Raw genomic sequence first — 25,863 nt, forward strand, 5'->3', positions numbered from 1 at the left:
ATTAGGCCAGCGGCGAACAGCTTACGGGCCACGCGCGTCAATGACATTCACTCTTTTCTATTTCGTTACTCCTCAACTCACTGTAGAGGCTGCGGTGGGTTTGTCAATCTCAGTTGGTTGCGGTTGGTCTGCTTTCGAACGGTGCTGATGGCCGCTTGACAAGAGACCACTCAGCGCCTAATTTGTTAGGTACCTTTCCAAACAAATTCGCCGTGGTACCCGCCGTGCTTTTAGGGGAACGAATGTCACTCGACACGGTCATTCAAGCGCTTCAACGTCACGGAGCCCTCTCCCGCGCAGACTTGTCACGCGTGACTGGCCTGAGCAAGCCCACCATCTCCCATACCATCGAGCGGCTCTACCAGCGCGACCTTGTCGTCGAGCAACTGCCCTTGTCCCAGGGACAGGTCGGGCGTCCCAGAACGTTGCTGCGCCTCAATTCCAAACAGTGGGCCGTGGCCGCCATCGACTTAGGCGGCACCCAGATCCGCTTGAGCGTGGGTGACGCGTCCGGGCAGCATCTGCACCGCCTGGCTTTCAAAACGAACGCCACGCTGACCGCACAGCAACTGATAGCGTTGATTCAGCGCGGCCTCCGTGAAGCGGTGGCGGCAGTTTCCATTCCGTTTGAAGCGCTTAAGACTGTAGTGCTCGGTCTGCCCGGCGTGGTCGATCCAGACACCGGAGCGCTGAATTTCGTCCCCAACCTACCCCACCTTGAGGGCGTGCCCCTGTTTGAACTGCTGTCCCGACACTTTCCTTTTCCCTTTTTAATTGAGAACGACGTGAACTTGGCAGCCTACGGGCAACACCTTCAATCTGGGGATCTGCGCTCTTCTATCTTCCTCGGCATCGGCACTGGTCTGGGCGTTGGAGTGGTACTCAACAGCGAAGTTCACAGTGGGCACCGTGGACGGGCCGGCGAGATCGGTTACGTTCCGTACGGACACGGAACCATCGAGGACATCGTTTCCGGTGCAGGACTGCAAGCGGCTTATCAGGCCCGCACCGGTCAGTGGCGCGACGCCCACTTTATTCTCGGAGCGGCGAACAGCAACGCTGACGCCAGAGCCGTGACTGACACGTTTCTCGCCGGGCTGGCCTGGCTGCTGGGGCTACTGAGCGTCAGTTACGATCCAGAATGCATTTTCCTCGGCGGTGGGGTCGGCCTACACCTCCCCGTCGACCTGAATGCGGTGTCTATTCAAATTTTTAAGCAGTTTCCCTTCACCGTTCCACTGGCCATCAGTTCTTTGGGTGATGACGCGGCATTGTGCGGCGGCTTGATTAAAGCGGCACGCGTCAGTGCTGAGCAGATTCTGAGTACTTTGGAGAACGCCTGATGCACAGACCAAACACTTCGAGCTGCGTCAAATTTCAAGCCCGGCGGTCTCAACATCAGACACGCAGTACAAGGCGCGTAGAAGTGCAGGTCGACTCGGCCTGCCTTCTGCGCGGGCAACATCAACCGGCCCGAGACATCCCCCCCTCCCCTGCCCCGGCGCGGCTGTGCGCCAAGGAGACTTCATGAAGCACCTCGCTTGCGCCGCCCTGACCCTGGCCCTGCTGTCCAGCGCACAGGCCGTCACCCTCACCCACTGGGAGCACCAGTACGCGCCCCGCGCCGCCGTACTCAAGGACATGATCGCCGCTTATCAAAAAAGCAGTGGCGACAGCGTAACATTTGAGGCCATCCCCTACGACTCGTACTTCGATAAACTCACCACCGCCCTGTCCAGCAACAACGGCCCGGATATCTTCAAGGTGCCGTCAACCATGTCGTATCAGTTCATCAAAGCGGGCCTCGCCGCGCCAGCACCGACCAATCTCTACACCGCCGCGCAGGCGAAGAAAGACTACTTGACCTGGGCCGTCAATCCGGCTGTGCAGAATAACCAACTCTACGGCCTGCCCACTGATGTGCAGACCGTCGTGATGTACATCAACAACGATCTGGTCAAGGCCTGCGGAGGAAACGCCGCCCAGCCGCCGCGAACCTGGGCAGCCTTTACCAAACTCGCTCAAGCCTGCACCAAGCGCGACGCGAGCGGCAAGATGACACAGGCAGGCGTCGACACCCGCTACAAATGGGCTTTGTTTACAACCTTTTTGTATCAAGGAACGGGCGGCAAAGTGGTCAGCCCGGCGGCCAAGAAAGCACTCTGGGACAGCGCGGGCGGCATGAAGTCATGGAACCTGATGCAGACGTTGTTTTCAGGTTCCCAAGCCGTAGATTTGCCTACGTTCATGACCGGGCAATTCAAATTCGAACTGGGCAAGGCCGCCTTTTACTTCAATCACCCAACCACCCGCTCACGCCTCAGCGACATGAGTCCCGATCTGAAATACACCATCGCACTGCCGCCCAGTCCAGACGGCAAACCCAGCACCATCGCCTCAAGCTGGGTGTACATGGTCAATGCCCGCAGCAAGAACGTGGACGCGGCCTGGAAGTGGATCATGTACATCTCCAGCGAAGCCTCGCAGCGCCAGTGGGTTAAGGACGGCGGCGACCTACCGGGCCTCAAGAAGTTGGTCAATGACCCTGCGCTCTTCCCAGATGCCAACGCTAAAGTCGTGCAGCAATCGCTCAAATACGTCTATACGCCGCAGGAAGTGGGCGGTGATCCGGTGGACGCCATCCGGCAAGAGATCTGGGACAAATTGGTGCTGACGTCCGATGCCAAAATTGATCTCGCGGCCCTAGTCAAGCAGCAAAGCGGAGCAGAAACGCAGCTTATCCAAAGCATCCTGAAGTAAAGCGCCGAGCCGAGCAGCGCTAAGCCGCTCTTGAAGGAGGCCGATGCGGTACCAAACCAGACTGCGTTTATGGGGCTACGCCTTCTTACTGCCGAGCGTCTTGCTGTTCGCGGCAGTGGTGGCCTATCCGCTGCTGAATCTGTTTCGCCTGAGCACTTTTGAGTCCGGTTTATTTACCGGCACGCGCTTTGTCGGGATTGACAATTACGTCAAGATGCTGGAGCAACCTCAGTTTTACCAGTCGCTCAAAGTCACGCTGATCTGGACGCTGGGGGTCGTACCACTCACGCTGGTGCTCGGCCTGCTCGTCGCCCTGCTGCTCAATCAAGGCGCAGCCCGCTTCACCGGCTTTTTCCGGGTGGTGTACTTCATTCCGGTGGTGACCAACATGGTGGCCGCCTCGTTCGTCTGGAAATGGTTGTTTGAGCCGACCAACGGCGTGGTCAATTATTTTGCTGCTTCGCTGCACCTCGCTCAGCCCGGCTGGCTGGCCGATCCGAAGTACGCCCTGAGCGCCATGATGGTGGTGGGCATCTGGAAGCAGTTGGGCTTTGCCATGGTGCTGTTTCTGGCTGGTTTGCAGGGGCTGCCCCGCGAGGTGCTGGACGCGGCCCGCATTGATGGGGCCAGCTCATCTCAGGCGTTCTGGTTCGTGAAGCTGCCCCTCCTCAACGCCACGCTGATTTTCGTTCTGGTGCTGCTGACGGTCAACGCTTTCCGGGTCTTTACCATTCCCTACGTGATGAGCGCCGGTGGCCTGACCTACGGCACGCCGGGCGGGCCGCTGGACAGCACCCGCGTCTTCGCGATTCATATCTACGATCTCGGCTTCAAAGCCCATCAAATGGGCGCGGCGTCCGCAGCGGCGGTGGCCCTGCTCCTGCTGACCATGCTGCTGACGCTGCTTCAGTTTCGTCTGGTCGGACGTCCTGGGAGTGCAGAGTGATCACCCGTCACGTTAATGCCCAAGAACATCCCCGTACCCGCTCCTCCCTGCCGCCATTAACCCTACTGGCTTACCTCCTGATCGGCATTGGGGGCGTGGTGATGATGCTGCCACTGGCGTGGATGGTCTCGGCCAGCTTCAAGCCGATGAGTGAGATCATCCAAGTACCTCCAACCTGGATTCCGCAGCACTTTACCTTCAGGAACTATCAGCAGGTGTTCGCCGAGTTCCCATTCGCCCGCTACTTTCTCAACAGCGTCGTCACGACACTGCTGATCATCCTCAGCGTGCTGATCAGCAGTGTCAGTGGCGGGTACGCGCTGGCGAAGTTCCGCTTGCCAGGCCAGCACGTGATTTTGATTCTGTTTTTACTGGCCCTAATGGTGCCATTTCAGAGCTTGATGGTGCCCACCTATCAGTTGATGGTGTCGCTCCATCTGGTCAACACCTACGCGGGGGTGGTGTATCCCTTTTTATTCAGCGCCACAGGAATTTTTTTGATGCGGCAGTTCATTTCTGATCTGCCCAGCGAGCTGATCGAAGCGGCACGGATTGACGGAGCCAGTGAACCCAGAATTTTAATGAGCGTCATCCTGCCGCTCCTGGGGCCAGCGCTGGCGGCCCTGACCATTCTGGAATTTAGCTCCGCTTGGGAGGAGTTTTTGTGGCCGAGTATCATCACCTCCAGTGACGCGACCCGCACTATCCCCATCGGACTACAGTATTTCGCCGAGCAGTACGGTACTCGGATTGACCTTCAGATGGCGGGCAGTACCTTGGCCGCCTTGCCGGTAATTCTTGGATTTCTGCTGTTGCAAAAGCAGTTCATCGAGGGCATTGCCCTGACGGGAGTGAAAGGATGAGTGGACCGACGACTTTCGCACCTCCGGTCACTGACCGCAGCCCCGTTGTGCCAACGGGCAATACCTGGGTAGCCTTGCCAGATATCACGCTCGAGGGTCAGGTTCGCAGCCTGAACGTGACGCATCAAGGCGTCAGCGGGTTACTGGCTCTGCTGGGAGAACCGCTCTTTGAACCGGTGGTTCTCTTAGGCGGTCAAGTGGTTACGCTCGAGAATTGGCAGGTCAACTTGCGCGAGGGCTGGATTCCTGAATTCAGCGCCCAAGCTGGGGACTTGACGGTGAAGTGGATCATCCTCACGCCTCCGGGCGAGCAGGGCCTAATGCTGCATCTCAGCGTAACCGGCCATCCGGAGGCCCAGGCAGCCTTACGGTTTCGCCCGACCACCGTGCATCTACAGCGTTTCCGAAACGATCCGCTGGACGTCAGCCTGACCGAAACGTTTGACTCCTGGACAGGCGCATATGTTCTGGAAGTTCGGGCAGGCGTGCCCTTGCTGGCCCTAGGCCTACGCGGCGAATCTGCCCTGACCCGGCAAGATAACCTGCTGATCTCGCAGAGCGCCGACTGCACCGTCTACGTGGGCGTGGCCGCTGACGCTGATGGCGCGAGAACCACCAGCGTCCACCTGGCCCGACTGGGATTTCAGGCTGAACTGGAGCGCAGCGCTACCGAACTGGCCCGATTGGCCGGGCCGTTTCCTCCATTGGTCAAGCGGCATGCGCTGCATAACTATTTCTTCTCAGCAGGCGATGAGGTAGACGGTGTGGGTCAGGCGCTGATGACTTCGCGCAGCCCCCGCTATTACGTGGCCGGAGCATTCTGGGCACGTGACGCGCTGCTGTGGAGCTTCCCAGCCGTTCTGTACGCCGACGTGGATACGGCGGAGTCCCGGCTGCTTACGGCGCTGGAGCGCCACACCTGGACGCCGGGCGAACACGCGCAGTACCTGAACGGGCGTCCACTCTATCCGGGGTTTGAACTTGACGAGGCGGCGGCTTTTCCCTGGGCAGTGGCCCGCTTCGTGCAGCACACCGAGCGGTTTGATTTCCTGCAAGATCCGCAAGTGCGCCGCGCCCTTGAGCGGGTGCACCGCCGAATCGGGCGGGCAGCGCATCCCAGCGGCCTTTACGCCACCATGCTCGGCCCCACCGACGATCCGGTAACTTATCCACTGCTGACCTATGACAATGTGCTGCTGGCCTCAGGTTGGCGCGGACTGGCCAGACTTGGGTACCAAAAGGAAGCGCTGAGTACTCAGGCGGGCGCATTGGAACAAGCCATTTGGAAGCGCTGCGTAGGGGATGGTCTCCATGGCCAGCAATTCGTTTGGGCCACAGACGGCGCAGGGCAGTATCAGCTTCATGACGAACCGGCGGGCAGCCTGACCTTACTGCCGCATCTGGGCTTTTGTAACGCTGAACATGACGTCTACCGCCAGACGGAGCGTTGGATTACAAATGAAAATCCTTACCACTATTCAGGGACGTTTTCAGGTCAAGGCAGTCCGCACTTTCCGTATCCGAGTTGTTTTTCGCTGGCCAACATGCTGTTATCTGGCCAGGGGGAAGTGGCCCAAGACGTGCTGGTTCGTGCGCCGCTGGACGCCGGACTGGCATGTGAAGGCTACGACGTAAACAGCGGCGAGGTGAGAACCGGAGCGGGGTTTGCGGCGTGCAGCGGATTTCTAGCGTGGGCGGCGGTTGACGAACAAATGCGCTGAGTTTGATGTAGCTCAGCGCATTTGTTCGTCTGCACAGTGGATGTTCCACACCTACCAATCGGAGACCAAACACGCTAAGAAACGGTTCTCAGAGCGCATTTGAGTCCTGACGAGAAGAGAGATGACCGCCGCAATCTGCTGGCACTATCTAATCGGCGCTCCTCTGTAATTATAAGGGTTCTGCCGCCACCTCAGATTGACGCTCACTTAGAGAGCTTGCTGGCAGGATTCGGGGCGACGTACTTCACGCATCCGGGAGTGGCGCTGCTGGAGGGGATCAGAGCAGGAGTCTCTCCGAGTCTTCCTCTGCGCTTAGCTGGCTTGATTGATCTTCTTTAAAGGAAGAGCCAGATTGAGCGCAGTGTGCCGCCACTCCAGCAGTACCGCCGCCTCGAAACGGAAGATGCAGCACCAAGTGGAGGGCGCATTGCCTGTGGACGTTGGACTGCTTCTCTTCCCAGAATGTCCTTAGCAGCGGCTGCGTCACCAGATCACGCTGTTTGATGCTGCATCCGGCTTGCCGGGCCACCTAGCCCGTCTGGAAGAGCACTTCCCACAGCAGCGGGTTCGCTCTCCCAACATCCAGCGCCGCTAGGGCTCCCAGCGCCTCTGCCCGCAGTCTCACCAACCCGGACGAGTTCAGGTAGGGCAGCACGCGCTCACTGTCTACGGGTTTACCAATGTCAGCCAGCCCTCCTAAAGAACTCCAGTTACTCGCGCGGCGACAGCCTTAAGTCCACTATGTCGAGGTAGATCTGCCGGACGTCATGGCCTGCCTGCCTTAGGGTGTACTGCACCTGTAAACGGACGCTGTTGTGCGTGTCCAGTAGCGCCCACTGGATCTCGCCAGCTTTGGAGTCAGTGATCAAAGTAGGAAGCGAACGGATAAGAGCCGATGAGCGCACCCCCGCGTCCGGGTCGCACAGCAGCCCCCTCGAGGCGTCTAAGGAGATCAGCGGCGCGAGCACCCGGCAGATACGCACTTCTGGATCGCCGATAAGCAGTACCTGAACCTCAGCCCTCACCCCTTGGGAGCCGAGCATCTGGAGCAGTGCACGGCGCACGGCCACATCTGGGAAGTGCCAGCCTTCCCGTGGGGCCCCGGCAGTTCTTTCAGCAGGGTCTGAACCCGCCCGAATAGTGCGGGGAAGGGGGCCCGAACCTCAGAACCAGAGGCAGGTACTCGATCCACCAGAAGGCCAGAGCAGGCTGATCGTAGACGTCCAGAGCAGCGCGGGCTTCAGCGCGGATGGGAGAAACCCAGTCGTTGCAGCGCAGCAGCAACAGGCCCAGACTACGGGCGGTGGGTGAGAGCGGCCAGAAGACGGCAAGCTCGGGCATGGACGTGGCGCAAGGCCAAAGCCAGCTGCAACTCGGGTGGGCCTCGGCGAGGGGTGCCCACGCCTTCTACTTAAGGTGTTCTGTCCAACTCAAGCATCCTCCGCGCCCAATCAGCTAACTGGGGCCAGCTTGCCTACGTCCGCGCCAGCGATTTGCTCAGCGATCTCAAGCGCCGTTTCGAGTTGTGGTTTCGGCCCACCTGGCAGCCAATCGCTCTCAGGCGCGCCGCGAGCAGACACCCGCCCATTGGCCCAGACGACCAAACAGGACAAGCGGCCCGCCACGTCTGGTCAGCGGAGCTCGCATATCCCTCGCTTGTCACTATGTCTCAAATCACATTTGGCTGGTCACTCAGGCGGCCCAATACTTACATGACTGCTCAACGCACCCTTTCCCGTGAGGTTCAACTCGCCGCCCGCCCTCAAGGAGCGCCAAAAGACAGCGATTTTTCGATGGTGGAGCGCGAATTGGGCCAGCCGGGTGCGGGTGAGGTACTGGTTCGCAATCTGTATCTGAGCGTAGATCCTTACATGCGCGGACGCATGAACGATGTCAAGTCGTACACCCCACCTTTTGCACTCAACCAAACCATGACCGGCGGTGCAGTGGGCGAAGTGATCGCATCGGGCGCGGATGGCCTGAGCGTCGGTGATTTGGTTCTTCACGATCAGGGCTGGCGTACCCATGCGCTTCTTCCTGCACAGGCGGCCCGCAAGGTAGAAGTCCACAGTGGCCTCTCTCCCAGAATGTATCTGGGCATTCTGGGGATGCCCGGCCTGACCGCTTACGCCGGGCTCCTTGAGGTTGCCAGCTTCAAACCCGGCGATGTGGTGTTCGTGTCGGGCGCGGCAGGAGCCGTCGGCAGCGCGGTGGGGCAGATCGCGCGACTCAAGGGAGCTAGGGAGGTGATTGGCAGTGCCGGGTCAGCTGCGAAGGTGGCACACCTGACCAACGTCTTAGGCTTTGATGCCGCTTTTAATTACAAAGACAGTTCGGTTGCTAAGCAACTGCGTCAAACTGCTCCGGACGGCATTGATGTGTATTTCGACAATGTAGGCGGTGATCACCTTGAAGCGGCACTCTTTGCCTTCAACCCTTTTGGTCGCGCGGCGCTGTGCGGAGCCATCAGCCAATACAACGCAGCCCAGCCGCCCAGCGGCCCGCGCAATCTAGCGCTAGCCATTGGCAAGCAATTAACGCTCAGAGGCTTCATCGTCAGCAGCTACAGCCACCTGTTTCCGCAGTTTACGAAGGACGTCAGCGGCTGGCTCTTGTCCGGTGAACTGCACCATGACGAGACGGTCGTAGAGGGAATTGAGAATACGCCGGAAGCCTTCATGGGAATGCTAGATGGCCAAAACACCGGAAAAATGGTGATCAAGCTCTAACTCAGAATTGAGAAAAGCCACTGACCAACCATCAGACAAAATTCCGAGATACCCCAGAACTTACTCTGGGGTGGAAAGGAGCCACGCCGAGGCTAAAAATCATAGCTCTAACCGTCTTGACGTTGGAGTGTTCTGAAGAAGCGGCGATGCAGCTGAGGTGCTCCCAAAAACCGATCCGTGTCAGGATGAAGCCTTCGGCGGGCGGTGGGCCAAGGCAAACTGCGCTGCGAACGCTTTTGGAGCGAGATTTTCCAGCGACGAATGCGGCCTGACGTCATTAGAGTCGATCCTCCATTTCTCAATCTTCTCAGCGGCGTCGTCTAGCGACAAAAACCAGTGGGTGTTGAGGCATTCATCCCTGAAACTCCCATTGAACGATTCGATATGGCCGTTGTCTTGAGAACGTCTTGGACGAGAAAAATCAAGAGTGACCTGACGCTGATAGGCCCACAGATCCAGCGTTTTACTGATGAATTCACTGCCGTTATCTACTCGAATCTTGCCAGGGGTACCCCGGCCCTTGGCGGCCTCCGTGACGATCTCAACGACCCGCTCAGCCTTGATGCTCTGATCCGCGTGGATCGCCAGACATTCCCGCGTGAAAATGTCGATTAAGGTCAGGGTTCGAAAGCGTTTCCCATTAAACAATGCGTCTGAGACGAAATCCATCGCCCAGACCTGGTTGGCCTGAGTGGGTTGCTCACGCGCCGCGCGGTGCGCGGCACATACCCGGCATCGGAGCCGCTTCAGCCACAGATTCAATCCGGCCTGTTGGTAGAGCCGGTGAAGTCGCTTGTGGTTGATCTTCCAGCCCTCACGGGCCATTAGGACATGAATGCGGCGGTAGCCGTACCGTACCCTCGTTTGAGCGATTCCGGTCATCCGTTTCAAGATGACCGGTTCCTGGGCGTCCACCAGCGGTTGATAGCGTTGAACCGAGCGCCACCACTTTGAGCACCCGGTACGCCCGCCGCTCACTGAACTGATGATGGGCGACTCCGATACGGCGGAAACCGAAGGCTGGCTCAAAACGTACCTGGGCCGTTGTTCCTGATGGCTTGAGAGACGCCGTGATCAGCAGCAGCCTAACCATTCTCGAGGTACGGCCAGAACTGGCAGATCCGAGGTTCCTGGCGGGGCTATTCTCTTCAGAGGCCATGCAGACCCAAGTCGCGCCACTCTTCACCGGGTTAACCGTGCAGGGCATTCCGCTCCACCGCTTCAAAGACATCCAGATTCAGCTGCCGCCGCTCGCGGTGCAGCGGGACTACGCGGCAGCTTTTCAAGCCGCCGCCGATTACCGGGAAACGGTCGAGAAGGTCATTGCGCTGAGAAGCGAAAGCTTGAGCGCTCGTCTGACCGCCTTTATCGTCAAGGAGCGTGGCTAAGATGGAACAGCCCTATTCCAGTACCTTGTCCAACGCGGTGAATGAGCTGCGTAACGATGGGCTCAACAACGCCGTCCCCTTGGTGAGCGCCCTGCTCCTGCTACACACCATCCGGCGATTTGAAGATCACTTCGGGCAACTGGGGGTTCCCTTCCCCGAAGCGGCGGCGAGTCAGTTGACCCAGCTCAAGCTCTCAGCACACGACGTTTTTGAGAGCCTGGAAACCGTACTCGGCCAGCGCCTCAAGTTCCACAAGCGCCTTAAAACAGGTTGGAGTTCGGTCACGGTGCCGGCCACCGATCCTGCGGCCATTGCCCGCAGTTCGCGCAAGATTGTCTTATTCGTCGCGCAAGTCAGCAGCGGTAAATCTGCACAGAACGCCCTGGTTGAACTTGGAGAAGCCTGTAGCGACCTGCTCGATCATGGTGGACGCTCAGTTGTTACCAGTCAGACTCCCAGCAGTGTCGCTAAGCTGATGGCCGCGCAGCTGGACGCTCAGGCTGGCATGCGCGTTCTGGATCCCACTTGTGGAGTGGCGCGTGTTCTGGTCGAAGTGGTCAAGGAACAAGTCCAGCAGCACAAAGATCCCAACGATCTGGAATATGTCGGCCAGGAAATCGATCCAAACGCGGCTTTGCTGGGCGCGCTTCACTTGATGCTTCACGGGGTGGTTCGTTTTCAGATCCAAGTGGAAGACAGCTTGACGCAGTCCACCCTCAAGGCCGAAGATTTTGACCGCGTCGCTGGCGATCCGCCCGTCGCTCTGGCCATCCCCCACCTTGTTTCTGACTTGCAGGGAGACGCGCGTTTCACTTTTGGTGGAGCGCCGCTGCCGAAAACGGCGGACTGGTTATTTGTGCAGCACGGCCTCGTCGCCCTCAAGCCAGGCGGCCGTGCGGTGTTCATCACCGCCCACGGTTCCATGTTCCGGAGCGGTGCCGAGGCAGCGATTCGCCGAGACATCCTGAGTGCAGGCTGGGTAAGTGCCGTCTTCGCCTTGCCCAGCGCCCTGTACCCGAATCTGGCCTTGCCGCTGGTCATGACTATCTTTGAGCGACCTGAAGAGGGAGCGCGCGGTCGCCAGGATGTCTTGATGATCGACGCCAGCACCTCGGGAACCCGCGAAGCACGGATCAACGTTCTCTCGGAAAACGTCCGCCAGCAACTGACCACCTTGATTCGGGATCGCGCCCCGAGTGAGCCCTATACGGCTTTGGTCGAATCCGAGCGCATCTTCGAGAACAAAGACGCCTGGCAACCCAACCAGTACCTGGATTTCGAACCCGACCAGACGCGCGACTTGAAGGTCATCGAAGCCGATCTGCAGCAACAACTGGAACACCTGAAGGCCGTAGAACAGGATCTTCAACAGGCATTCGACGCGCTGCCCCGAGGACTGATCGCCTGACGTCTACTCAGACCGCGACCGTCACTTTTTCTCGGTCGATCACTTCGTAGGCCTGGGTAATCACGCCGCTGTTGTCGATATGGGCCACCAGTGCCACGGGCTGCCGACTCCGCTCCTGCATCTTGGCGGCGTGCTCTTGGAGACCTTCCAGATCCTGACGGAGCTGAGCAATCATTTCCCGGTGCAGTTTGAGGGCGGGCGTCCGCTCGGTCACGAACTGATCGCGCTGCTGCCCAGTGCGTTTCTTCTGGTGCTCCTGGACCATCCGGGTTCCCATCAACAGGGCGCTCACCACTGGAGTCACCATGGCCAGTGAGACCCAGAACGACGGCTGATCGCCGACGACCTTTTTGGTCTCGACTCGAGATTCCACATGCTTGAGTGCGCGGTCGAAGGTGGTCGTGGCCGCATCAAGCACGCTGAGCGCTTCGCTGAGACTTTCCCGGTGCAGGTTGAGGCGGTCGAGGGCCCAGCCGGCCTGGAGACCCACGTGCAGGGCCATCAGGTTTGCCCGCGCCGCGAACAGCGCCGTGTTCATGTGTTTGCTGTGCTCGACCAGAGACTGCTTGGCCGCCTCGAGATTGAACTGCGTGCTGGTTTCGAGGGCCGCCTGGAGGTTCTGAAGCGGCATGGAATGCTGGGCCATCTGGCCTTCGGCCTCACGGATGATGTGCCGGATGTCCTCGAAGGTTGCGTGCCGCTCTTCGACGTCGAGGGGCCGAGCCTGCAGTAATTTGAAGTTGCGCTCGACCGCCTTGAGCAGCGCGATGATGCGCCCGGTCGCCTGGGTCTCGAGAAACTCCTGCAGCCCGTCCAACTTGTGGTTGATGGACTTCAGGTTCTGGTTGATGTTGTGTAGGTAGTACTGGGCGGTGACCATCGAGGCGACTTGAAACGCGATCGTCGCGACCGCGGCAAACCTTGTGAGTTGGAGCGGCTTGAAGTGGCCGGCACCGATCAATTTGCCGGTCTCGATGTTGCGCACGTGGCCGACCAAGCCCCCGTCGACACGCATGAACTCGCCAACACCTTTTTGCAGAGCGGAGTGCATCTCCGGACTCAACACCAGCCGGTACGTGTTGGCGGCAGCCAAAGCGGGCGCGGAGGAGACAGCCGCCCGCGCGGCCCCCTGAATGGCGTTGCCCAATTGCTGTTTTTGCTCTGCGGATAAGGCAAACGGCTGGCAGTCTAGGAGATCGATGGATTGGGCTTCCCGGAGTTTGATCAGGGGATCGCCCAGACCGTTGGTCAAGATCAGTTCAGAACGCTCAGTCATGCCAGTAAGGTAGTGGGGCACTTCATACGAGAGCATCACAGATGCCAAAAGCGACTGGAGACCATCACGCGCTAACCGTGGAGCCGTACCAGTGCCGTCAAATAAGGCACACGTTCCAGCTGTATTCACTGGGCAGCTGTGTGGCCATCTCACAGCATATGAGAAACGAAGTTGGAGCCTGTGCTTACTCCCCTTGGTTCATCTCCATCTCGAGGGCCTGTCTGGCAGCAGCGATCGCCGCATCAACCAGTTGCGGGCAGTGCGAACCTGGCTGGTGAGTTCCGCCTCTACGCATCAATCTGGAGTTCAGAATGGCCATGGCCTGCAATGTCTCTCTTGAGGTGAGCAGGACTCTCGCGTGGTCATACTCGAAGGCAGAGACTTGAGTTTGATCGTGCCCACCAGATTTGTAACGGTGACCCGAAACCTCATACTCGTTCTCCTCAAGTTGCCGTTGCCAGTCCTCACCCAGCAGCTCCTTGAGTGGAGAGATGGCCATATGAAAGGATGATTCGAGGCCATTCTCGTTGCCGTACATGGAAAAGTTCTCCTGCATGTTGACCGTGACCCGGCAGTAAAGGCTGTACTCCTTGCCGACCCCCCCTGGCAGACAGCTCACGATCCAGAAGTCCTGTTCGGTGCGGCGCGGGAAGGGCAACGTTGACATCAAATAGAGGCCCAGGAGTGTGAGCGCCTCCTGCGCGTGCGGCAAAGTCATGAACTGCTCGAATTTGTGGCGCTGCCGTCGCCTGAGCGATTCGTCATGGACGTGCGCTTCATCATCCTGAAAATCTGGATCGCTCCGCAGCCAAGCTGCCTGTTCCTCGGGCGTGACCACCTCGTCGAACGCCCGGCTACCGCGAACTACGCTCATGTGCGTGAAGTTTCGCAGGAGCATGCCTCCAGCCTCCAAAGTATGGATGCAGCGCTGCTCTTCGGCATCCAACGCCTCTGCGGACACACGCTTGAAGCTCAGCTGAATCAAGTCGGCGTAGGTCTTGCGGTGGTTCAAATAGCGTTTGGTGACATCGAGCGCCTGACCGACATACCGTTCGCCGTCCGCGAATCCGAGAACGTAGATTCCGCAACGCTGTCCGGCTGCGTACAGGCGAGCAACTGAAGCCTGCCCCACAACGTCATGAAAGGCCGGGAAACCGAGTTCTGCCAGGAGATGGTCAGACATGGGTCTTCCTTCGGATCGTCCAGCCGCCTTCACCGAACAGTCGTTCGCCTTCTTGACGTAGTACATCGGGCGTCGGGTACATCCATGCTTTGAGCGTGGCGTCCAGCTCCGAACGGACGCCACGGCACGCCTGCAGAGCGAGTGCCAGGATCTCCTGACGTGGCGTGCCCCAGCGGCGTTTGAGAGCCGCCAGCCTGATCTCAACGACGAGGCCGTATTGAAAACTGTTTTGGCCGTTCATTTTCTCCTCCCTTTCTCTTTCAACCAGTTCCCGCCCTTGACGGGCTTCATACCCTCGACGGACTGTCCATAGAGGTAGACCCAGCACGGCACGGTCATCTGGTCGCTCCCCCCGTTGACGAGGGCCACAGTGCGGTGCCTGATAAACAGCGGTGGGTCGTTCTGCGTTCCTTCGATGACATCGAAGAGCTCCAACGCCTTGAAGATGGTCTTTCCAGTGAACTCGAAAACGACCCCCTCTACAGTGTCAGTCGCACGCGCGCCGCGCACCAGACAGGGATAGTCCATGCCGCTGTCGTAGAGCAGATACCCGGCCAGCACCGCTGAGCGATGACCTTCCGGGAGGCTGCCTTCCACCAAGCCGTACCTGATGAAGCCGGGTTTCATGCTGCCGTAGGTGAAGAAGTGAACGGGAAAGTCACCCTGCCCCGGCTGCTCGAATCTGACCATCAGGCCGACCGTTTCGATGATGCGCGCCACACCGGACGGAATGAGTTGGATCTTGTTGCTCTCAACGGAACTGACGTATTGCCGGGTCACGCCTGCCTTTTCTGCGACCTCCTGCAGGGTAAGGCCGAGGTTCTCGCGTCTGCGCCGGATCTCCTGGCCGTCAAGCAGGCCTTTCATGCCGCGCCTCCCAACCACCAGTCGAAGAGCTGGAGCCAGCGGAGATCGTCCTTGATCAGTGTCTCCGGGTGAAACTGGACGCCGATGGCTCCCGGACGGTACCAGGCTTCCGGCAGACCATCTTCGGCAGTAGCGATGATTTCCAAGCCGGAAGCGACCCGGTCGATCCCCTGATGATGGGTGGAGTTGACCTGGGCTTCATCACCAAGGCGCTGTGCTCCTCTACCACTGAACCTCACCAGATGCCTCTCAGGATGAGGGGAACCGCGTTCAGTCTCCAGATCTTGCCAGAGCGTCCCGCCGAGGGCGACGTTGAGCAGTTGGGCACCCCGGCAGAGTCCGAGAAAGGGCACCCTGGCGGCGAGGACCGCCTCTATGATCGCCAGTTCGCCCATGTCGCGTTTGGGATTGACTCCGCGGCTGGCACGGTTCTCCTGTCCGTAGAGGCTGGGCGTCAGGTCAGGGCCACCGCCCGCGAGAACAGCATCCATCTCGCCGATTGTCAAGTGTGAATTGATTACTCGGCAGGTGATCTGTGGATAGTGGGTGCCGAACAGATCCCTAATATCATCCTTCCGACTGCTCTCTAGAATCCCTATCTGCATTTTCATACTTGACAGAATAAAGGTATACATTATGTTCGTCAAGTGAAAGTTTCAAGAATCTATGTGCAGCGAGATACAGGCAAGGCAGCCAAAGCAGGCGTGGTCGACAAGATCAACGACTGCTTGATCCATCCCCGCTCCTCTGGATTCTCAGGCCGCTAGACTCGAAAGAACGCCACTGTTCATAGCATTGTCAACACAGGTGATTGGACGAGTTTTCGGCTAGTTTATGTATTTCAGGGAATATTTTCGCTGAAACGAAGATATATCAGCTGATACAGGTCTTTAAATCTCAAACCTTTACAGCAGATCCGCGAATTCATCATTAGAGCTCTTGCGAAAGTCGCAGGCTAGAAGTGATCCGGAAATTCCAGTTTGGTTCGTGAAGGCTTGAAATACTTGCGGGATGCGATTGACGGACGAACAGTGGGCCGTCCTCGGCCCACTCATTCCACCCCCGGAGAAGAAGACGCTGCGTGGACGACCCAGAAGACCAGACCGCGAAGTGTTCGAAGGCATCCTCTGGGTGCTCCATACGGGTGCCCAATGGAATCAGCTGCCCACGACGTACCCGCCGAAGTCCACTTGCTTTGAGCGTTTTCAGGAATGGAACAACAGAACTATCTTTCCGGCGCTGCTTGAGGCCCTGTATGAACAGCTTGATGATCAAGGCTTGCTCGATCTCCGCGAAAGCTTTATTGACGGCACTTTCAGTGCCGCCAAAAAGGGGGCTTTGATGTCGGGAAGACCAAGAAAGGCAAAGGAACCAAAGTCATGCTGATGGTCGAGGCCAGTGGCCTGCCCATCAGCGTCTTCACCACCAGCGCCAGTCCGAGTGAAGTCACGCTCGTCCAGAACACACTGGACAGCATGTTCGGTTGGGATTACCCGGAACGGCTTATTGGCGATAAGGCCTATGACAGTGACGGCTTAGACAGCGAGATGGCACACCGTGGCATTGAGATGATTGCGCCGAACCGGCGCAACCGTCGTCAAACCCAAGATGGTCGCCCACTGCGGCGATATCGAAAACGTTGGAAAGTGGAGCGAACCATTGCTTGGCTTCAGAATTTTAGACGAATCGTGACCCGATATGAACGTCTTGCCGAGCACTTCCTGAGCTTTGTTCAGCTTGCCTGCGTCCTCCTGCTCCTTCGCAGAATTTCCGGATAAGTTCTAGACTACCAATCAAAGTACTTGGCGTACTCCTTCGATGTTTCATGGACTGCAGACGACATTTGAGGTGAAGTTCCCACGTGAGAAATCAGCGCCACCGCCGCCGACTGTAGACGCACTGAATTCTTTGGCTGCCGTTATCTCCAGCTACCGCTCTGCTGGAACCAAGTACGCGGCACTGTGCGTGGGGTGCTGTTTTTCTCCTCAGCTTTCGAGATCACCTTCGGCGGATTCAACCCCATGACTCGCCCACGGCCTTGCCTGACTCTCCACTACCGTTTGCGGATCGTGAACACCGGCGCAGTGGTATGAAAAGGCAGACGGGCGTTCCTGGGCAGCAGCCAGGCGTGTGGACGGCCAGACTTGATCTCTACTTTCTTCCAGAATAGGCCATCGGTCAGAATCAGCAGCGGCGTCGAGAGCGGCACGGACGGGAAACGCAGATCTGAAGATGGCCTTGAAAGCGAATTGAGCAGTTCTACACCGTCTTGCAATTCAGTACCGCCCCCGCCGCTGAGTTTGACTGCTTGCCTCAGAAGCCAAGGACTCATCACTCCGTGGTCGGTGGCCTGCGTGTCACAGGAAATGAGCCGCAGCGCCCCAATTTCCAGCACAGCGCAGGTTTGCACGATGGCCCCCAGCCCTTCCTCAAGCGTCTCGTCGTCCATGCTGGCTGAAGTGTCGGCAATCACCACCAGTTGCACGCCGCTGCGCTCCTCACCACGGAAGCTCGGCAGCGCCATCTGGCTATCAGAGGGCGTGCGCCGAGACAGCCGGTCCCAGCGTGCCTTGCGCTGAGGTCTGGGGTAATGCGGTGAAGCCCATTCCAACAGTTTGGGTCGCCAGGCCACCGGGTCGGCGGCCACCGCCCGCAGTTCGCGCACCAGTCCGCCGTGACCTTCCCCAGCGCTCCGTAAAAAGACGGCCTCCTCCAAGCCGCGCCCAATGGCTTTTCGCAGTGCACCTTCTTCGGCTTCACTCAGCGCCGAAGCATTCTCGTCATCGGCAATAAAGTCGCTTAGCCCTGCGCCGCGTGAGCCGCTCAGCGAACGTTCCCGCCCTTGCCGCCTCAGGAGTTCGGCGTAGATGGCTTCCGCGCTGCCCAAGCGCTCCAGTTCAGTGTCACGGTTGGGTTGAGGGTCAAGCTGTGAGCTGAGCGGTGGCAAGCCGAGTTCGTCAAACCAGGCTTCGTTGATCATGGCGCAGGCCGCCGACCACAGCACGGCGTGGCGACGTTGCCCACGTTCGGGCTGCCGCAGCGCCGCCGACACCACCAATCGGCACAGCACGCGGGCGAGGTCGCTGCCCTGGCCGCGCTCAGCGTTCATGACATTGACCACAATCTCACCCCAGGGCCGACCTGAACGGGGCCGGGGATCATACGCCGCCAGCCGGACGTGCAGCCGCTCAGCCGTGCGGGGATCAAGGTCGAGGCGCAGCATGGAGCGCAGGTGGCGCAGCTCGGGCAGCAGCGTATCCAGCTGGCCCCAGGCCGAGAGCCATTTCTGAACGCTGGATTCCACCGATGTCTTTTTAGGATGCTCGTGGCCCAGCACGGCGGCCTGAATGGCAGCGGCGGTTTCTTGAAGACTGAGTTGCAGGGCATTGGCGCGGGAGTTGGACTTGGTGATGATCGTATCGTTTGCCGCTCCCAGCAGGCCAGCGGTGAGTTGAGTGTCTTGTAAGCGCTGTTCGGCACGGTACTTGAGCAGCTCCAGAGTCTGCTGCTGTTGGAACTGTGCGGCCTTCTCCATCAGCGCTTTCATGTCTGGGTGATGCCACACCGCGCCGCCGAGACTGTGCAGTGCTCGCAACTGGTTGGCGTCCTCGTCGCGGCCAAGCTGAGTCAAAACGGGATGCCAGGCAAACGGCCACAACGCTGGCCCCCAAGGCTCCACTTCTTGCCAAGTCACTTCACCTGCTTCAAGCCGCTTGAGGTTGTCAGTCAGCTTGAGACGTGCGGGCGGCAACGGCTGAATGGCTGCTTTGCCTGGAAAACTGGCGTACACGCTGAGGCTGAGCGCCGCCGATACCAGTCGCAACGGCTCTGTCAGCCGCCCTGCTTTTAAGGCCTGTTCCTGCGTCTGGAAGCCTTGCGCCTCCAGTTTCGTCAGCAAGAGGTCGCTGGCCTGCGCGATCAACGCCGGGTTACGGCGCACTGCTGCCAGATGAGCCTCCCGCATCCAGTGACTCCAAGCGGCCAACTCGGTGATGTCTAAACCCGCCACTCTCGGCAGTACATTTTCACTAGAGGCGGGAACCACACTCCACCCGCAAGGCGAGACGAGGATGGGGCCGCTGATGGGCAAGAGGTCGATGAGTTCGCGGTCTGAGGCTTTGAGTTGTTTGAGTGTTTGCTGACCAAAGCGGCGTGTGGCGTTGCGCTGATGCGGCCACTGACTGCTCAGAAGCTGGATGATGGCCTGAAATTGGCCGTCGCCCAGCGCGGTGGCTCCGTCCGGGCGCTGGCGAATGTTGAGCCTGGGCAAGTTAAATTTCGGCAGGGTCATACGGGCCTCAGTTTCCGCTGTTGGCGGTGGTCTGAAGCAGATCGTCCAGGAACCAGCCGGGCAGCAGCGCTTCGTGCTCCTTACCGACCAAGAAGGCTTGCAGGGCCTCCGGTGCCCGCAGTTCAGTCTGCCGCAGCACGCGCACGGCCTGCTCAGCCAGCAGGCGGCTGCCCGCATTGAGCTGGGTTTCCAGAGCAGGCAACTCGCTCACCAGCTTGACCCGCAGTTGACTGAGTACCGTCAACAACGTCAGGCGGTCAGCAGCGTCAAAGGGAGCGGGCAACTCGCCGCGCAAGATTGGTTCCAGCCGGATGCTGCGGGCTTGCGTCATCCACCAGTTGGCCAGCAGCACGGCGTCATTCTCTGATACGGCTCCGCTGGCGATGGTTCGCAGGGTGTCGCTGGCATGTCTTAAACCGGCGGCGTCACCGAGGGCCACCTGTTCCAGCGCGGCGGGCCAGCCGAGACTCTGTGCCGACAGGGCGCGGGCCAGCATCGTCCAGGCACGGGGCGAGGTGCTGATCTCGCCGTCATCGCCGGGCCGCCCGACGAGTTTAGTCAGGCCGCTCTCCTGGATGTAACGGGCGATCAGCGGCTCCAACCGATCGCGCGCCTGACGCTCGGCGAACCAGGTCAGCCAACTGTGGGTGTTCTTCAACCGGAACTGCACGTGCAGCAGCCGGTTCATGATCGGCGCAAGCAGTGGTCTGGCTCCCGAGTTGGTTTCGGGCGGATTGCCGATACATACCACAATGGAATGCTCGGGCAGCACCACGTTGCCGAGTCGGCGCTCGTTGATCAATGAGAACAGTGCCTTGATGGTGCTGACCTCAGCGGCGTTGAGTTCATCGAGCAGCACGAAGCTGGGCTGCTGCGCCTCGCCGGGCAGTGGATGGTGAACCAGTTCGTGCGGTGGGCAGCGCACCGTCGTGTTGGTGCCGGGCATGAATCTGGGCACCAGCAGGTCGGTGGCGTCCATCATCGGCGCGACCAGATTGAAGAAGTGATAACCGTAGTCCTGAGCGAAACGGGTGGCCGCTTCGGTCTTGCCCAGGCCTGGCGGCCCCCACAGCATCACCGACTGGCGATCGCCGAGGTCGAGCATCAGCTCACCGAAGCTGTCGTGGTCGACGGCGGGGAGTTTGTTGAGATCAATCATGTGGCTCCAAGCGGGGCAGTAACGTCATTGCCCAGAAGTCCATTCTGAGGGCGCAGCAGCATGAACGCATCCGCCATTGCCCTTACGCCAACAGCGCCTCGATGAGCGTCAGAAAACCGCCTTAAAGCGCGTGTTTTCGGCCAATATCAATTGTAAGTCGGAGCGACTTAATCGCGAGCGAGCCGAATCTACCCTGCGGCGGTCTGACATTCAGACCACCGCATTAACGGCATGGTGCCAAGCTAGGTGGGCCTTCGTCTGATGCGTTCTTCGATTGTGCGCGGTGACAGTGGTTCGGGTGTGCTGGTGAAGGTTCGAAACGCGGGCATGCAGGGCCAGAAATTCCTGCGTTCGTCGCGGTTTCTTGAAGCCCAGCTGACCTCGCTCCTGTTCCCGGGTCGGGCGATGCGATTGTTCAATCAAATTGTTGCAGCGCGCAGAGGAAATGACTTGGCGGGGTTCTGTCAGGTTAGTCGTGTTGCTGGCAGACGAACAGCAGGGATAGCCTGAAGTTCAGGCTATCCCTGCGCCAACCTCACCCCACATCTGAAATGCCCGGTGTTGGTTGCTTCTTCTGATGTGGGCGGGAACCGTAGTTCTGACATGGCGGTGAAGGTTGGTGACTCGGGCGTGAAGATTCAGGAATTCTTGGATCCGTTCGAGTGTTCTAGAACTAAGCTGACTCCGCTCTTGTTGTCGTGTGGCACGGTGTGATTGTCTTGGGCAGAGCAGCGCCGATGACGACGCTTGCCTGCTGCTCGATGAGATTATTGCAGCGGGCGGTCGAAATCACTTGCTGATAATCGACCTCCTGAAGGGCTGGAAGTTCTCGGATCGCGGCCCCATAACTGGCCAGTTTGTCGGTACAGATCGTCTCTGAGACGTGATATTCGTCGAGCAGGCGAGTCATGAACGTTCTTGCCGCTTCGGTATCTCGGTGGCGCTGTAGCAAGACGTCGAGCACGCCCCCGTGCTCGTCCACGGCTCTCCAGCGGGCAGGCGTGCCCAGGCGCGTCCGTTCTGCCCAAGAAGAGCCAGTGACGGACACCGCCGACCGTGGTACAGACTTCGTCCCGGTGGCGCAGATCTTCAGCGATGAGCGGCGAGAATTTGATGTTCCACTCGCCAAGCGTGTCGTGGCGAACCTCAATACCACGCTCCTGAAGCAGTTCCTGTACATCTCGGTAACTCAGCGGGAAGCGATGGTACAGCCAAACTGCATGCTGGATGATGCTGATCGGGAAACGGTGTCGGTAGGGCTTACGGTCAGTCACTGACCACCACCATACCGGTTAGCCTGCCAGAACCATCAGTAGACCATACCGACTGTGAAGCCAAGCCGAGGCCGAGCAACATCGGCTTGAGCGCCAGCGTCGCTGACGCATCATCTTTGACGACCGGGACTGGCTAGCCGCATCAATTCTGATCGATTCCACGACGACAAAATGGGCTTGCCGGAATATCGCAGGCCCGCCTGATCCTCTTGACCAGCAGCCTACACTGCATTATCAAGATTCGGCGTTCCGGCACGCCGTGGGCCCCAGGTGCAAGCCACCCCTTCTGCCCGAGAGGCACTACCGCTTCCACACCAGATACTGCCTGAGCATCCTGACGCTGATTAGTACGCCATGGGATTAGCAGCACCCCTCAGTCGCAGAGATTCACACACGGCTGGCCAGATCATCGTCGGCACAGTCTGTCCCCCTGATCAAGGCAGCGCAACCTTCGTGACCAGGAATAATCCCGCGCTGATGGAGGAATCCTTACGCTCGCTGAGGGGAAAAACGTTCAGCCACGTCCACCGGCGATTCGAGTGGCCTCAGGCAGCCTGGACAACAGACGAAGAGCGAAAATACCCACCACCGGTCCCAGGGCCAGCAACACAAACGTCGCTGGCCAACCGCTCGCACGCACCAAGATGGGCACCAGCGCGATACTCACGGCTGTCAAGGTATAGCCCAGTCCCAACTGCGCGGTCAGGGCCGTTCCGACGTAGGCAGAATCGCTGATCTCGCTGGTGATAGCCGAGAACTGAGCGGAATCCGCAATGATCCAGAACCCCCAGATGAGACTCACGGCCAGCAGAACCATCGGTGAAGCGCCCAGCAACAGCAGCCCGGAGAGAACCAATGCACAACCACCCGAGCATGCCAACGCCAGAATCACGAGGCGAGTCCGGCCCCACCGATCACCGAGAACACCGCCCAGAACGCAGCCGAGCGCGCCAATACCGATCACGGCGAAGGTGGCAAACGCCGCTTCACGGTGCTCAGAATCAGCGGGGCCTGCAAGCACCTGACTGAAGAAAGCGGCGAACCAGGCCCACATGGCATACAACTCCCACATGTGGCCCAGGTAGCCCAAAGTGGCCAGCCGCATGCCCCGCCCGCTGAGCATCTTCCAAGCCTGAGACGGCTGGAAAACAGCTGCCGGAAACCGGTAAGGCCCCTCTCCCACCCGCACGGCAATCAATCCGCCGAGCGCTGCCAGCACACTGGTAGCCACGATGACCACGCGCCAATTGGCACCGCCGAAGCCGTTGATCAAATGAGGCAAGGCCGAGCCGAGTGTCAGTCCTCCGACCATCACGCCGAGCGCGACCCCACGCCCAGTGACAAACCAGGCCGACATGGCTTTCAGCGCCGAAGGGTAGACCAGTGCCAATGCGGCCCCAGTCAACGCGCGCAGCAGCGTGGCAGAGCCGAGACCGCTGGCAAACAGCAGGCCTAAATTACTCGCGGCGGCGAGGAGGCCACCCACCAGAATCAATCGTTGAGGCGTCACCCGGTCAGCGAGGTTGAAGGCAGCGCTGAGCACGGCACCCAGCACGAATCCCAGTTGGACGGCCAAGGTCAACCATGCCGAAGCCACATCAGTCAGTGTCCACAGCTCACGCAACTGCGGCAACAGTGCCGCCGCTGAGAACCACGGTGCCATGGTGAAGAACAAACCGGTGGCCAGCCCGGCGAGCGCCGACCAGCGTCCAGATGCTACATGTGGAGGAGAAGTTACGGACATGGATTCCAGCATAGAGCTCCACATTGCGCTGGAGCGCCTCTAGCACCTATAGCTCGCCGATAGAAGAAGCAATCTCAAGATGGCCTCAACGGACACTCGGTCTTCGCCGAGACCAAGCTCAAAGTTTCTGAACTGCTCCAGCGTCAGGCCACGTCCAGCAAATACCTCTGACAACGAAGAGCATTGCAGAAGACGTTCCAGGTAGCGTGCAAACAGCTTGCCAGATCACAGCGTAAAGCGGGGAAGCATCTGCCGGCCATAAGTACTTCAGCTTACCCCGGCCTGTTCAAATGGCGCTGTGTTGCCACGTCTCAAGCCGCTAACCTGTGGCCGATACGTATGGACGCCCGGCGCAAATACCCTCGCACACCTCACCTGCCCTGGTCGTCAGGCGTGGGCACTGACGACGATTCATTGCCAAATACCCACGCCTTCGTCGGTCAGGAGGTCGTGGTGACCGAGAAGCTCGACGGCGAGAACACCACCCTCTACCGCCGTGGTCTGCATGCCCGTTCGCTCGACCCCAGGCCGCACCCGTCGCGCGACTGGGTGAAGGGACTTCAGAGCCGAGTCGGTTACCTGATTCCCGATGGGTGGCGGGTGTGCGGCGAAAACCTTTACGCCCGGCACTCGCTTGGTTACCACGAGCTGGACAGCCACTTCTACCTTTTCAGCATCTGGGATGAAACCAACACGAGCCTGAATTGGGATGAGACCCTCGCCTGGGCCGAACGTCTCGGTGTGCCTACCCCTCGCCAGCTCTACCGGGGATTCTGGGACGAACGGCTGATCCGTGCCCTGCCAGTAGATCCGGAGGTGATGGAAGGCTACGTGGTTCGCACGGTGCGGGGCTTTGCTTACGCCGCCTTTCAGGATCACCTCGCCAAATACGTGCGCGCGGGCCATGTTCAGACGGACGAACACTGGATGCATCAGGCGGTCACGCCCAACAGATTGAGGAAAGAACCATGAGACCGCTACTGGAAAGCCTCCGGCGCGGAGCTTCACCTGATCTGGCCGTCTTTCAGGCGGCCCTGGGCGACGTGCTGCCCTTACTCGACCAGCTGGCGGGAACTGAGCAGGAACCGCTCTGGCACGCCGAGGGAAGCGTGGCCGCGCATACCAGCCAGGTGCTGCAAGAGGCTTACCGGGTCGCTGAAACGGCAGGACTGGACTCGGACACGCGCCTGACACTGATTCTGGCGGCCCTGCTGCACGACATCGGAAAGCCGTTGACCACCAGACGTTCAGAAGACCTGAACGGGCAGACACGCATCATCTCGCCGCGCCACGCTGACCGGGGCCGCTCTTATCTGGCTTACCGCTTGCCAGAGTTGGAGCTGCCGGCCGGAATACAGCAGGGCATCATGGCTCTGGTCGGTCACCACCACAACCTGGGCCGCACCTACGAGGCCGGAACGTTGGCTGCTTACCGCCGACTGGCCCGGCAGGTTGATCTGCGGCTGCTGTATCTGCTCGAGCAGGCCGATCTCCGTGGACGCATCAGCGCTGATCAGGATTCCCGCCTTGAAGACCTGGAACTGTTCCGCCTTCAGGCCGAGGAGTATGGTCTCTGGAGCGGAGAAGACCCGTACAGCGGCTGGCTGGCCCTGATTCAGGGCGATTTGAATGATGGCTCTTCTGAACTGACCGACCTCACGCTCCAGCAAGGCATCCTCGATTTCGAGGCTGGGCTGATCCAGACGCCTCAGGAAGCAGTCGCCCGATCCTACCCTGCCCGCGCCGGGTTTCCGGAACTGGTGGTGACCTGTGGGCCGAGCGGATCGGGGAAAAGCAGCTGGATCGCCGAACAGCTGCCCGATCATGCGGTGGTCTCGCTCGACGCCCTGAGAGCCGAGCTGGCTGGAAAGCGGGCCGATCAATCACTCAACGGACACGTGCTTCAGGAGGCCAAGGAGCGGTTGCGAAGCGTACTGCGGCGCAAAGGAAAGGTCGTCTGGGACGCAACGAACACCCGGCGTGACTTTCGGAGAGTGCCCCTAGGATTGGGCTTCGACTACGGCGCACTCACGAGCCTGGTGGTCTTTCAGCCGCCCGTGAGTGCTGTATTCGGGCGCAATCCAGGTCGCCTGCACGCTGTTCCACCGCAAGTACTGGCCCAGCAGGTCGAGAATGCCGAGTTTCCGTACTTGCCCGAGGCGCACCGTACCCTCTTGCTCGACGAAGACCACCGGATCACGGGGCAGGCAGGATTTTCCTTATCAGCAGTGGGTCGCCTGTAAGCGCATCTGCT

The 25,863-nt window shown here is 59.5% G+C and carries 22 protein-coding genes and 2 pseudogenes; 11 read left to right on the forward strand and 13 right to left on the reverse strand.

The genetic code is table 11. From position 1 onward, the window contains the following. Positions 1–242: 242 nt before the first annotated feature. The 5 genes from EHF33_RS15645 (at position 243) to EHF33_RS15665 (ending at position 6,290) form a co-directional block, all read left to right on the forward strand. Positions 243–1,343, forward strand: a complete 1,101-nt coding sequence (locus EHF33_RS15645) for an ROK family transcriptional regulator (protein ID WP_124873844.1) — start codon at positions 243–245, stop codon at positions 1,341–1,343. A gap of 184 nt (positions 1,344–1,527) precedes the next feature. Then, positions 1,528–2,760 carry an extracellular solute-binding protein gene (locus EHF33_RS15650; RefSeq protein ID WP_124873846.1) on the forward strand — a complete coding sequence of 411 codons (1,233 nt, stop codon included), beginning with the start codon at positions 1,528–1,530 and terminating at the stop codon, positions 2,758–2,760. Between the two features lie 43 nt (positions 2,761–2,803). After that, positions 2,804–3,706, forward strand: a complete 903-nt coding sequence (locus EHF33_RS15655) for a carbohydrate ABC transporter permease (protein WP_124873848.1) — start codon at positions 2,804–2,806, stop codon at positions 3,704–3,706. Further along, positions 3,703–4,569 (forward strand): carbohydrate ABC transporter permease, encoded by an 867-nt coding sequence (locus EHF33_RS15660; protein WP_206431636.1) that lies wholly within the window; start codon positions 3,703–3,705, stop codon positions 4,567–4,569. The genes EHF33_RS15655 and EHF33_RS15660 overlap by 4 nt, the downstream gene beginning before the upstream one ends. Next, on the forward strand, positions 4,566–6,290 hold the full coding sequence (locus EHF33_RS15665) for a glycoside hydrolase family 125 protein (RefSeq protein WP_124873850.1): 1,725 nt from the start codon (positions 4,566–4,568) through the stop codon (positions 6,288–6,290). Before EHF33_RS15660 ends, EHF33_RS15665 begins: the two co-directional genes overlap by 4 nt. Before the next feature lie 710 nt (positions 6,291–7,000). On the opposite strand, the gene EHF33_RS15670 is transcribed toward EHF33_RS15665, so the two are convergent. Together EHF33_RS15670 and EHF33_RS15675 are read right to left on the reverse strand one after the other, a co-directional pair. Then, positions 7,001–7,333, reverse strand: a complete 333-nt coding sequence (locus EHF33_RS15670; protein ID WP_164473564.1) for a hypothetical protein — start codon at positions 7,331–7,333, stop codon at positions 7,001–7,003. Positions 7,334–7,403: 70 nt separating this feature from the next. Beyond that, entirely contained in the window at positions 7,404–7,631 is a 228-nt protein-coding gene (locus EHF33_RS15675; RefSeq protein ID WP_124873854.1) for a hypothetical protein, read from the reverse strand. Between the two features lie 371 nt (positions 7,632–8,002). Between EHF33_RS15675 and EHF33_RS15680 the strand changes: the two genes are divergently transcribed. Continuing rightward, positions 8,003–9,019, forward strand: coding sequence for an NADP-dependent oxidoreductase (locus tag EHF33_RS15680; protein WP_124873856.1), 1,017 nt, complete (start codon positions 8,003–8,005; stop codon positions 9,017–9,019). Positions 9,020–9,199: 180 nt separating this feature from the next. Here the strand turns inward: EHF33_RS15680 and EHF33_RS15685 are convergent, their stop codons facing one another. Continuing rightward, positions 9,200–9,997: an IS3 family transposase gene (locus EHF33_RS15685; RefSeq protein WP_338135040.1), complete on the reverse strand. Its 798-nt coding sequence runs from the start codon at positions 9,995–9,997 to the stop codon at positions 9,200–9,202. 179 nt (positions 9,998–10,176) lie between these two features. Between EHF33_RS15685 and EHF33_RS15690 the strand changes: the two genes are divergently transcribed. Together EHF33_RS15690 and EHF33_RS15695 are read left to right on the forward strand one after the other, a co-directional pair. Continuing rightward, positions 10,177–10,407 (forward strand): hypothetical protein, encoded by a 231-nt coding sequence (locus EHF33_RS15690; protein WP_124873860.1) that lies wholly within the window; start codon positions 10,177–10,179, stop codon positions 10,405–10,407. 1 nt (position 10,408) lies between these two features. Next, positions 10,409–11,815 carry an HsdM family class I SAM-dependent methyltransferase gene (locus EHF33_RS15695; RefSeq protein ID WP_124873862.1) on the forward strand — a complete coding sequence of 469 codons (1,407 nt, stop codon included), beginning with the start codon at positions 10,409–10,411 and terminating at the stop codon, positions 11,813–11,815. Positions 11,816–11,822: 7 nt separating this feature from the next. Here EHF33_RS15695 and EHF33_RS15700 read toward each other — a convergent pair whose 3' ends face one another. From EHF33_RS15700 to EHF33_RS15720, 5 genes are all read right to left on the reverse strand, one after another. Continuing rightward, the gene (locus tag EHF33_RS15700) at positions 11,823–13,091 is read right to left on the reverse strand and encodes a hypothetical protein (RefSeq protein ID WP_124873864.1); all 1,269 of its coding nucleotides are present in this window, start codon (positions 13,089–13,091) and stop codon (positions 11,823–11,825) included. Between the two features lie 184 nt (positions 13,092–13,275). Beyond that, entirely contained in the window at positions 13,276–14,274 is a 999-nt protein-coding gene (locus EHF33_RS15705) for a GIY-YIG nuclease family protein (protein ID WP_124873866.1), read from the reverse strand. Continuing rightward, the gene (locus EHF33_RS15710) at positions 14,267–14,515 is read right to left on the reverse strand and encodes a hypothetical protein (protein WP_124873868.1); all 249 of its coding nucleotides are present in this window, start codon (positions 14,513–14,515) and stop codon (positions 14,267–14,269) included. Before EHF33_RS15710 ends, EHF33_RS15705 begins: the two co-directional genes overlap by 8 nt. Continuing rightward, entirely contained in the window at positions 14,512–15,141 is a 630-nt protein-coding gene (locus EHF33_RS15715) for a gamma-glutamylcyclotransferase (RefSeq protein ID WP_124873870.1), read from the reverse strand. Before EHF33_RS15715 ends, EHF33_RS15710 begins: the two co-directional genes overlap by 4 nt. Next, a complete protein-coding gene (locus EHF33_RS15720; RefSeq protein ID WP_164473565.1) occupies positions 15,138–15,752 on the reverse strand; it encodes a gamma-glutamyl-gamma-aminobutyrate hydrolase family protein in 615 nt (204 codons plus the stop codon). Before EHF33_RS15720 ends, EHF33_RS15715 begins: the two co-directional genes overlap by 4 nt. A 400-nt stretch (positions 15,753–16,152) precedes the next feature. On the opposite strand from EHF33_RS15720, the gene EHF33_RS15725 reads away from it, so the two are divergent. Continuing rightward, positions 16,153–16,919, forward strand: a protein-coding gene (locus EHF33_RS15725; protein ID WP_124873874.1) for an IS5 family transposase whose coding sequence is annotated in 2 segments (ribosomal slippage) — positions 16,153–16,495 and positions 16,495–16,919 — 768 coding nt in all. Because the reading frame shifts where the segments join, the coding sequence is not laid out codon by codon here. A 275-nt stretch (positions 16,920–17,194) separates the two neighbouring features. Here EHF33_RS15725 and EHF33_RS15730 read toward each other — a convergent pair. The 5 genes and pseudogenes from EHF33_RS15730 to EHF33_RS15750 form a co-directional block, all read right to left on the reverse strand. Beyond that, complete coding sequence (locus EHF33_RS15730; protein WP_164473566.1) at positions 17,195–19,432, reverse strand: vWA domain-containing protein; 2,238 nt, start codon at positions 19,430–19,432, stop codon at positions 17,195–17,197. Positions 19,433–19,439: 7 nt separating this feature from the next. Beyond that, positions 19,440–20,591: an ATP-binding protein gene (locus EHF33_RS15735; RefSeq protein ID WP_124873878.1), complete on the reverse strand. Its 1,152-nt coding sequence runs from the start codon at positions 20,589–20,591 to the stop codon at positions 19,440–19,442. 210 nt (positions 20,592–20,801) lie between these two features. Then, positions 20,802–21,044, reverse strand: a pseudogene (locus tag EHF33_RS15740) (IS6 family transposase); the annotation flags it as partial. 60 nt (positions 21,045–21,104) lie between these two features. Further along, positions 21,105–21,865: pseudogene (locus tag EHF33_RS15745) on the reverse strand (IS6 family transposase). 514 nt (positions 21,866–22,379) lie between these two features. Next, positions 22,380–23,609, reverse strand: a complete 1,230-nt coding sequence (locus EHF33_RS15750; protein WP_124873880.1) for an MFS transporter — start codon at positions 23,607–23,609, stop codon at positions 22,380–22,382. Positions 23,610–23,948: 339 nt separating this feature from the next. Here EHF33_RS15750 and EHF33_RS15755 point away from each other — a divergent pair, with 339 nt between their 5' ends. Together EHF33_RS15755 and EHF33_RS15760 are read left to right on the forward strand one after the other, a co-directional pair. Continuing rightward, positions 23,949–24,581, forward strand: a complete 633-nt coding sequence (locus tag EHF33_RS15755) for an RNA ligase family protein (protein ID WP_124873882.1) — start codon at positions 23,949–23,951, stop codon at positions 24,579–24,581. Then, a complete protein-coding gene (locus EHF33_RS15760; protein ID WP_124873884.1) occupies positions 24,578–25,852 on the forward strand; it encodes an AAA family ATPase in 1,275 nt (424 codons plus the stop codon). The genes EHF33_RS15755 and EHF33_RS15760 overlap by 4 nt, the downstream gene beginning before the upstream one ends. Positions 25,853–25,863 lie beyond the last annotated feature (11 nt).

It is taken from the genome of Deinococcus psychrotolerans, assembly GCF_003860465.1.
In the GTDB taxonomy this organism is placed as follows: Bacteria; Deinococcota; Deinococci; order Deinococcales; family Deinococcaceae; genus Deinococcus; species Deinococcus psychrotolerans.

What these genes read in the sequence shown, in the direction of transcription:
- EHF33_RS15755 (WP_124873882.1), top strand. Translation starts at nt 23,949, where the DNA reads ATGGACGCCCGGCGCAAATACCCTCGCACACCTCACCTGCCCTGGTCG.
- EHF33_RS15690 (WP_124873860.1), top strand. Translation starts at nt 10,177, where the DNA reads ATGCAGACCCAAGTCGCGCCACTCTTCACCGGGTTAACCGTGCAGGGC.
- EHF33_RS15710 (WP_124873868.1), bottom strand. Translation starts at nt 14,515, where the DNA reads ATGAACGGCCAAAACAGTTTTCAATACGGCCTCGTCGTTGAGATCAGG.
- EHF33_RS15680 (WP_124873856.1), top strand. Translation starts at nt 8,003, where the DNA reads ATGACTGCTCAACGCACCCTTTCCCGTGAGGTTCAACTCGCCGCCCGC.
- EHF33_RS15735 (WP_124873878.1), bottom strand. Translation starts at nt 20,591, where the DNA reads ATGATTGATCTCAACAAACTCCCCGCCGTCGACCACGACAGCTTCGGT.
- EHF33_RS15705 (WP_124873866.1), bottom strand. Translation starts at nt 14,274, where the DNA reads ATGTCTGACCATCTCCTGGCAGAACTCGGTTTCCCGGCCTTTCATGAC.
- EHF33_RS15760 (WP_124873884.1), top strand. Translation starts at nt 24,578, where the DNA reads ATGAGACCGCTACTGGAAAGCCTCCGGCGCGGAGCTTCACCTGATCTG.
- EHF33_RS15650 (WP_124873846.1), top strand. Translation starts at nt 1,528, where the DNA reads ATGAAGCACCTCGCTTGCGCCGCCCTGACCCTGGCCCTGCTGTCCAGC.
- EHF33_RS15700 (WP_124873864.1), bottom strand. Translation starts at nt 13,091, where the DNA reads ATGACTGAGCGTTCTGAACTGATCTTGACCAACGGTCTGGGCGATCCC.
- EHF33_RS15670 (WP_164473564.1), bottom strand. Translation starts at nt 7,333, where the DNA reads ATGCTCGGCTCCCAAGGGGTGAGGGCTGAGGTTCAGGTACTGCTTATC.
- EHF33_RS15665 (WP_124873850.1), top strand. Translation starts at nt 4,566, where the DNA reads ATGAGTGGACCGACGACTTTCGCACCTCCGGTCACTGACCGCAGCCCC.
- EHF33_RS15675 (WP_124873854.1), bottom strand. Translation starts at nt 7,631, where the DNA reads ATGCCCGAGCTTGCCGTCTTCTGGCCGCTCTCACCCACCGCCCGTAGT.
- EHF33_RS15645 (WP_124873844.1), top strand. Translation starts at nt 243, where the DNA reads ATGTCACTCGACACGGTCATTCAAGCGCTTCAACGTCACGGAGCCCTC.
- EHF33_RS15730 (WP_164473566.1), bottom strand. Translation starts at nt 19,432, where the DNA reads ATGACCCTGCCGAAATTTAACTTGCCCAGGCTCAACATTCGCCAGCGC.
- EHF33_RS15750 (WP_124873880.1), bottom strand. Translation starts at nt 23,609, where the DNA reads ATGTCCGTAACTTCTCCTCCACATGTAGCATCTGGACGCTGGTCGGCG.
- EHF33_RS15655 (WP_124873848.1), top strand. Translation starts at nt 2,804, where the DNA reads ATGCGGTACCAAACCAGACTGCGTTTATGGGGCTACGCCTTCTTACTG.
- EHF33_RS15720 (WP_164473565.1), bottom strand. Translation starts at nt 15,752, where the DNA reads ATGAAAATGCAGATAGGGATTCTAGAGAGCAGTCGGAAGGATGATATT.
- EHF33_RS15695 (WP_124873862.1), top strand. Translation starts at nt 10,409, where the DNA reads ATGGAACAGCCCTATTCCAGTACCTTGTCCAACGCGGTGAATGAGCTG.
- EHF33_RS15715 (WP_124873870.1), bottom strand. Translation starts at nt 15,141, where the DNA reads ATGAAAGGCCTGCTTGACGGCCAGGAGATCCGGCGCAGACGCGAGAAC.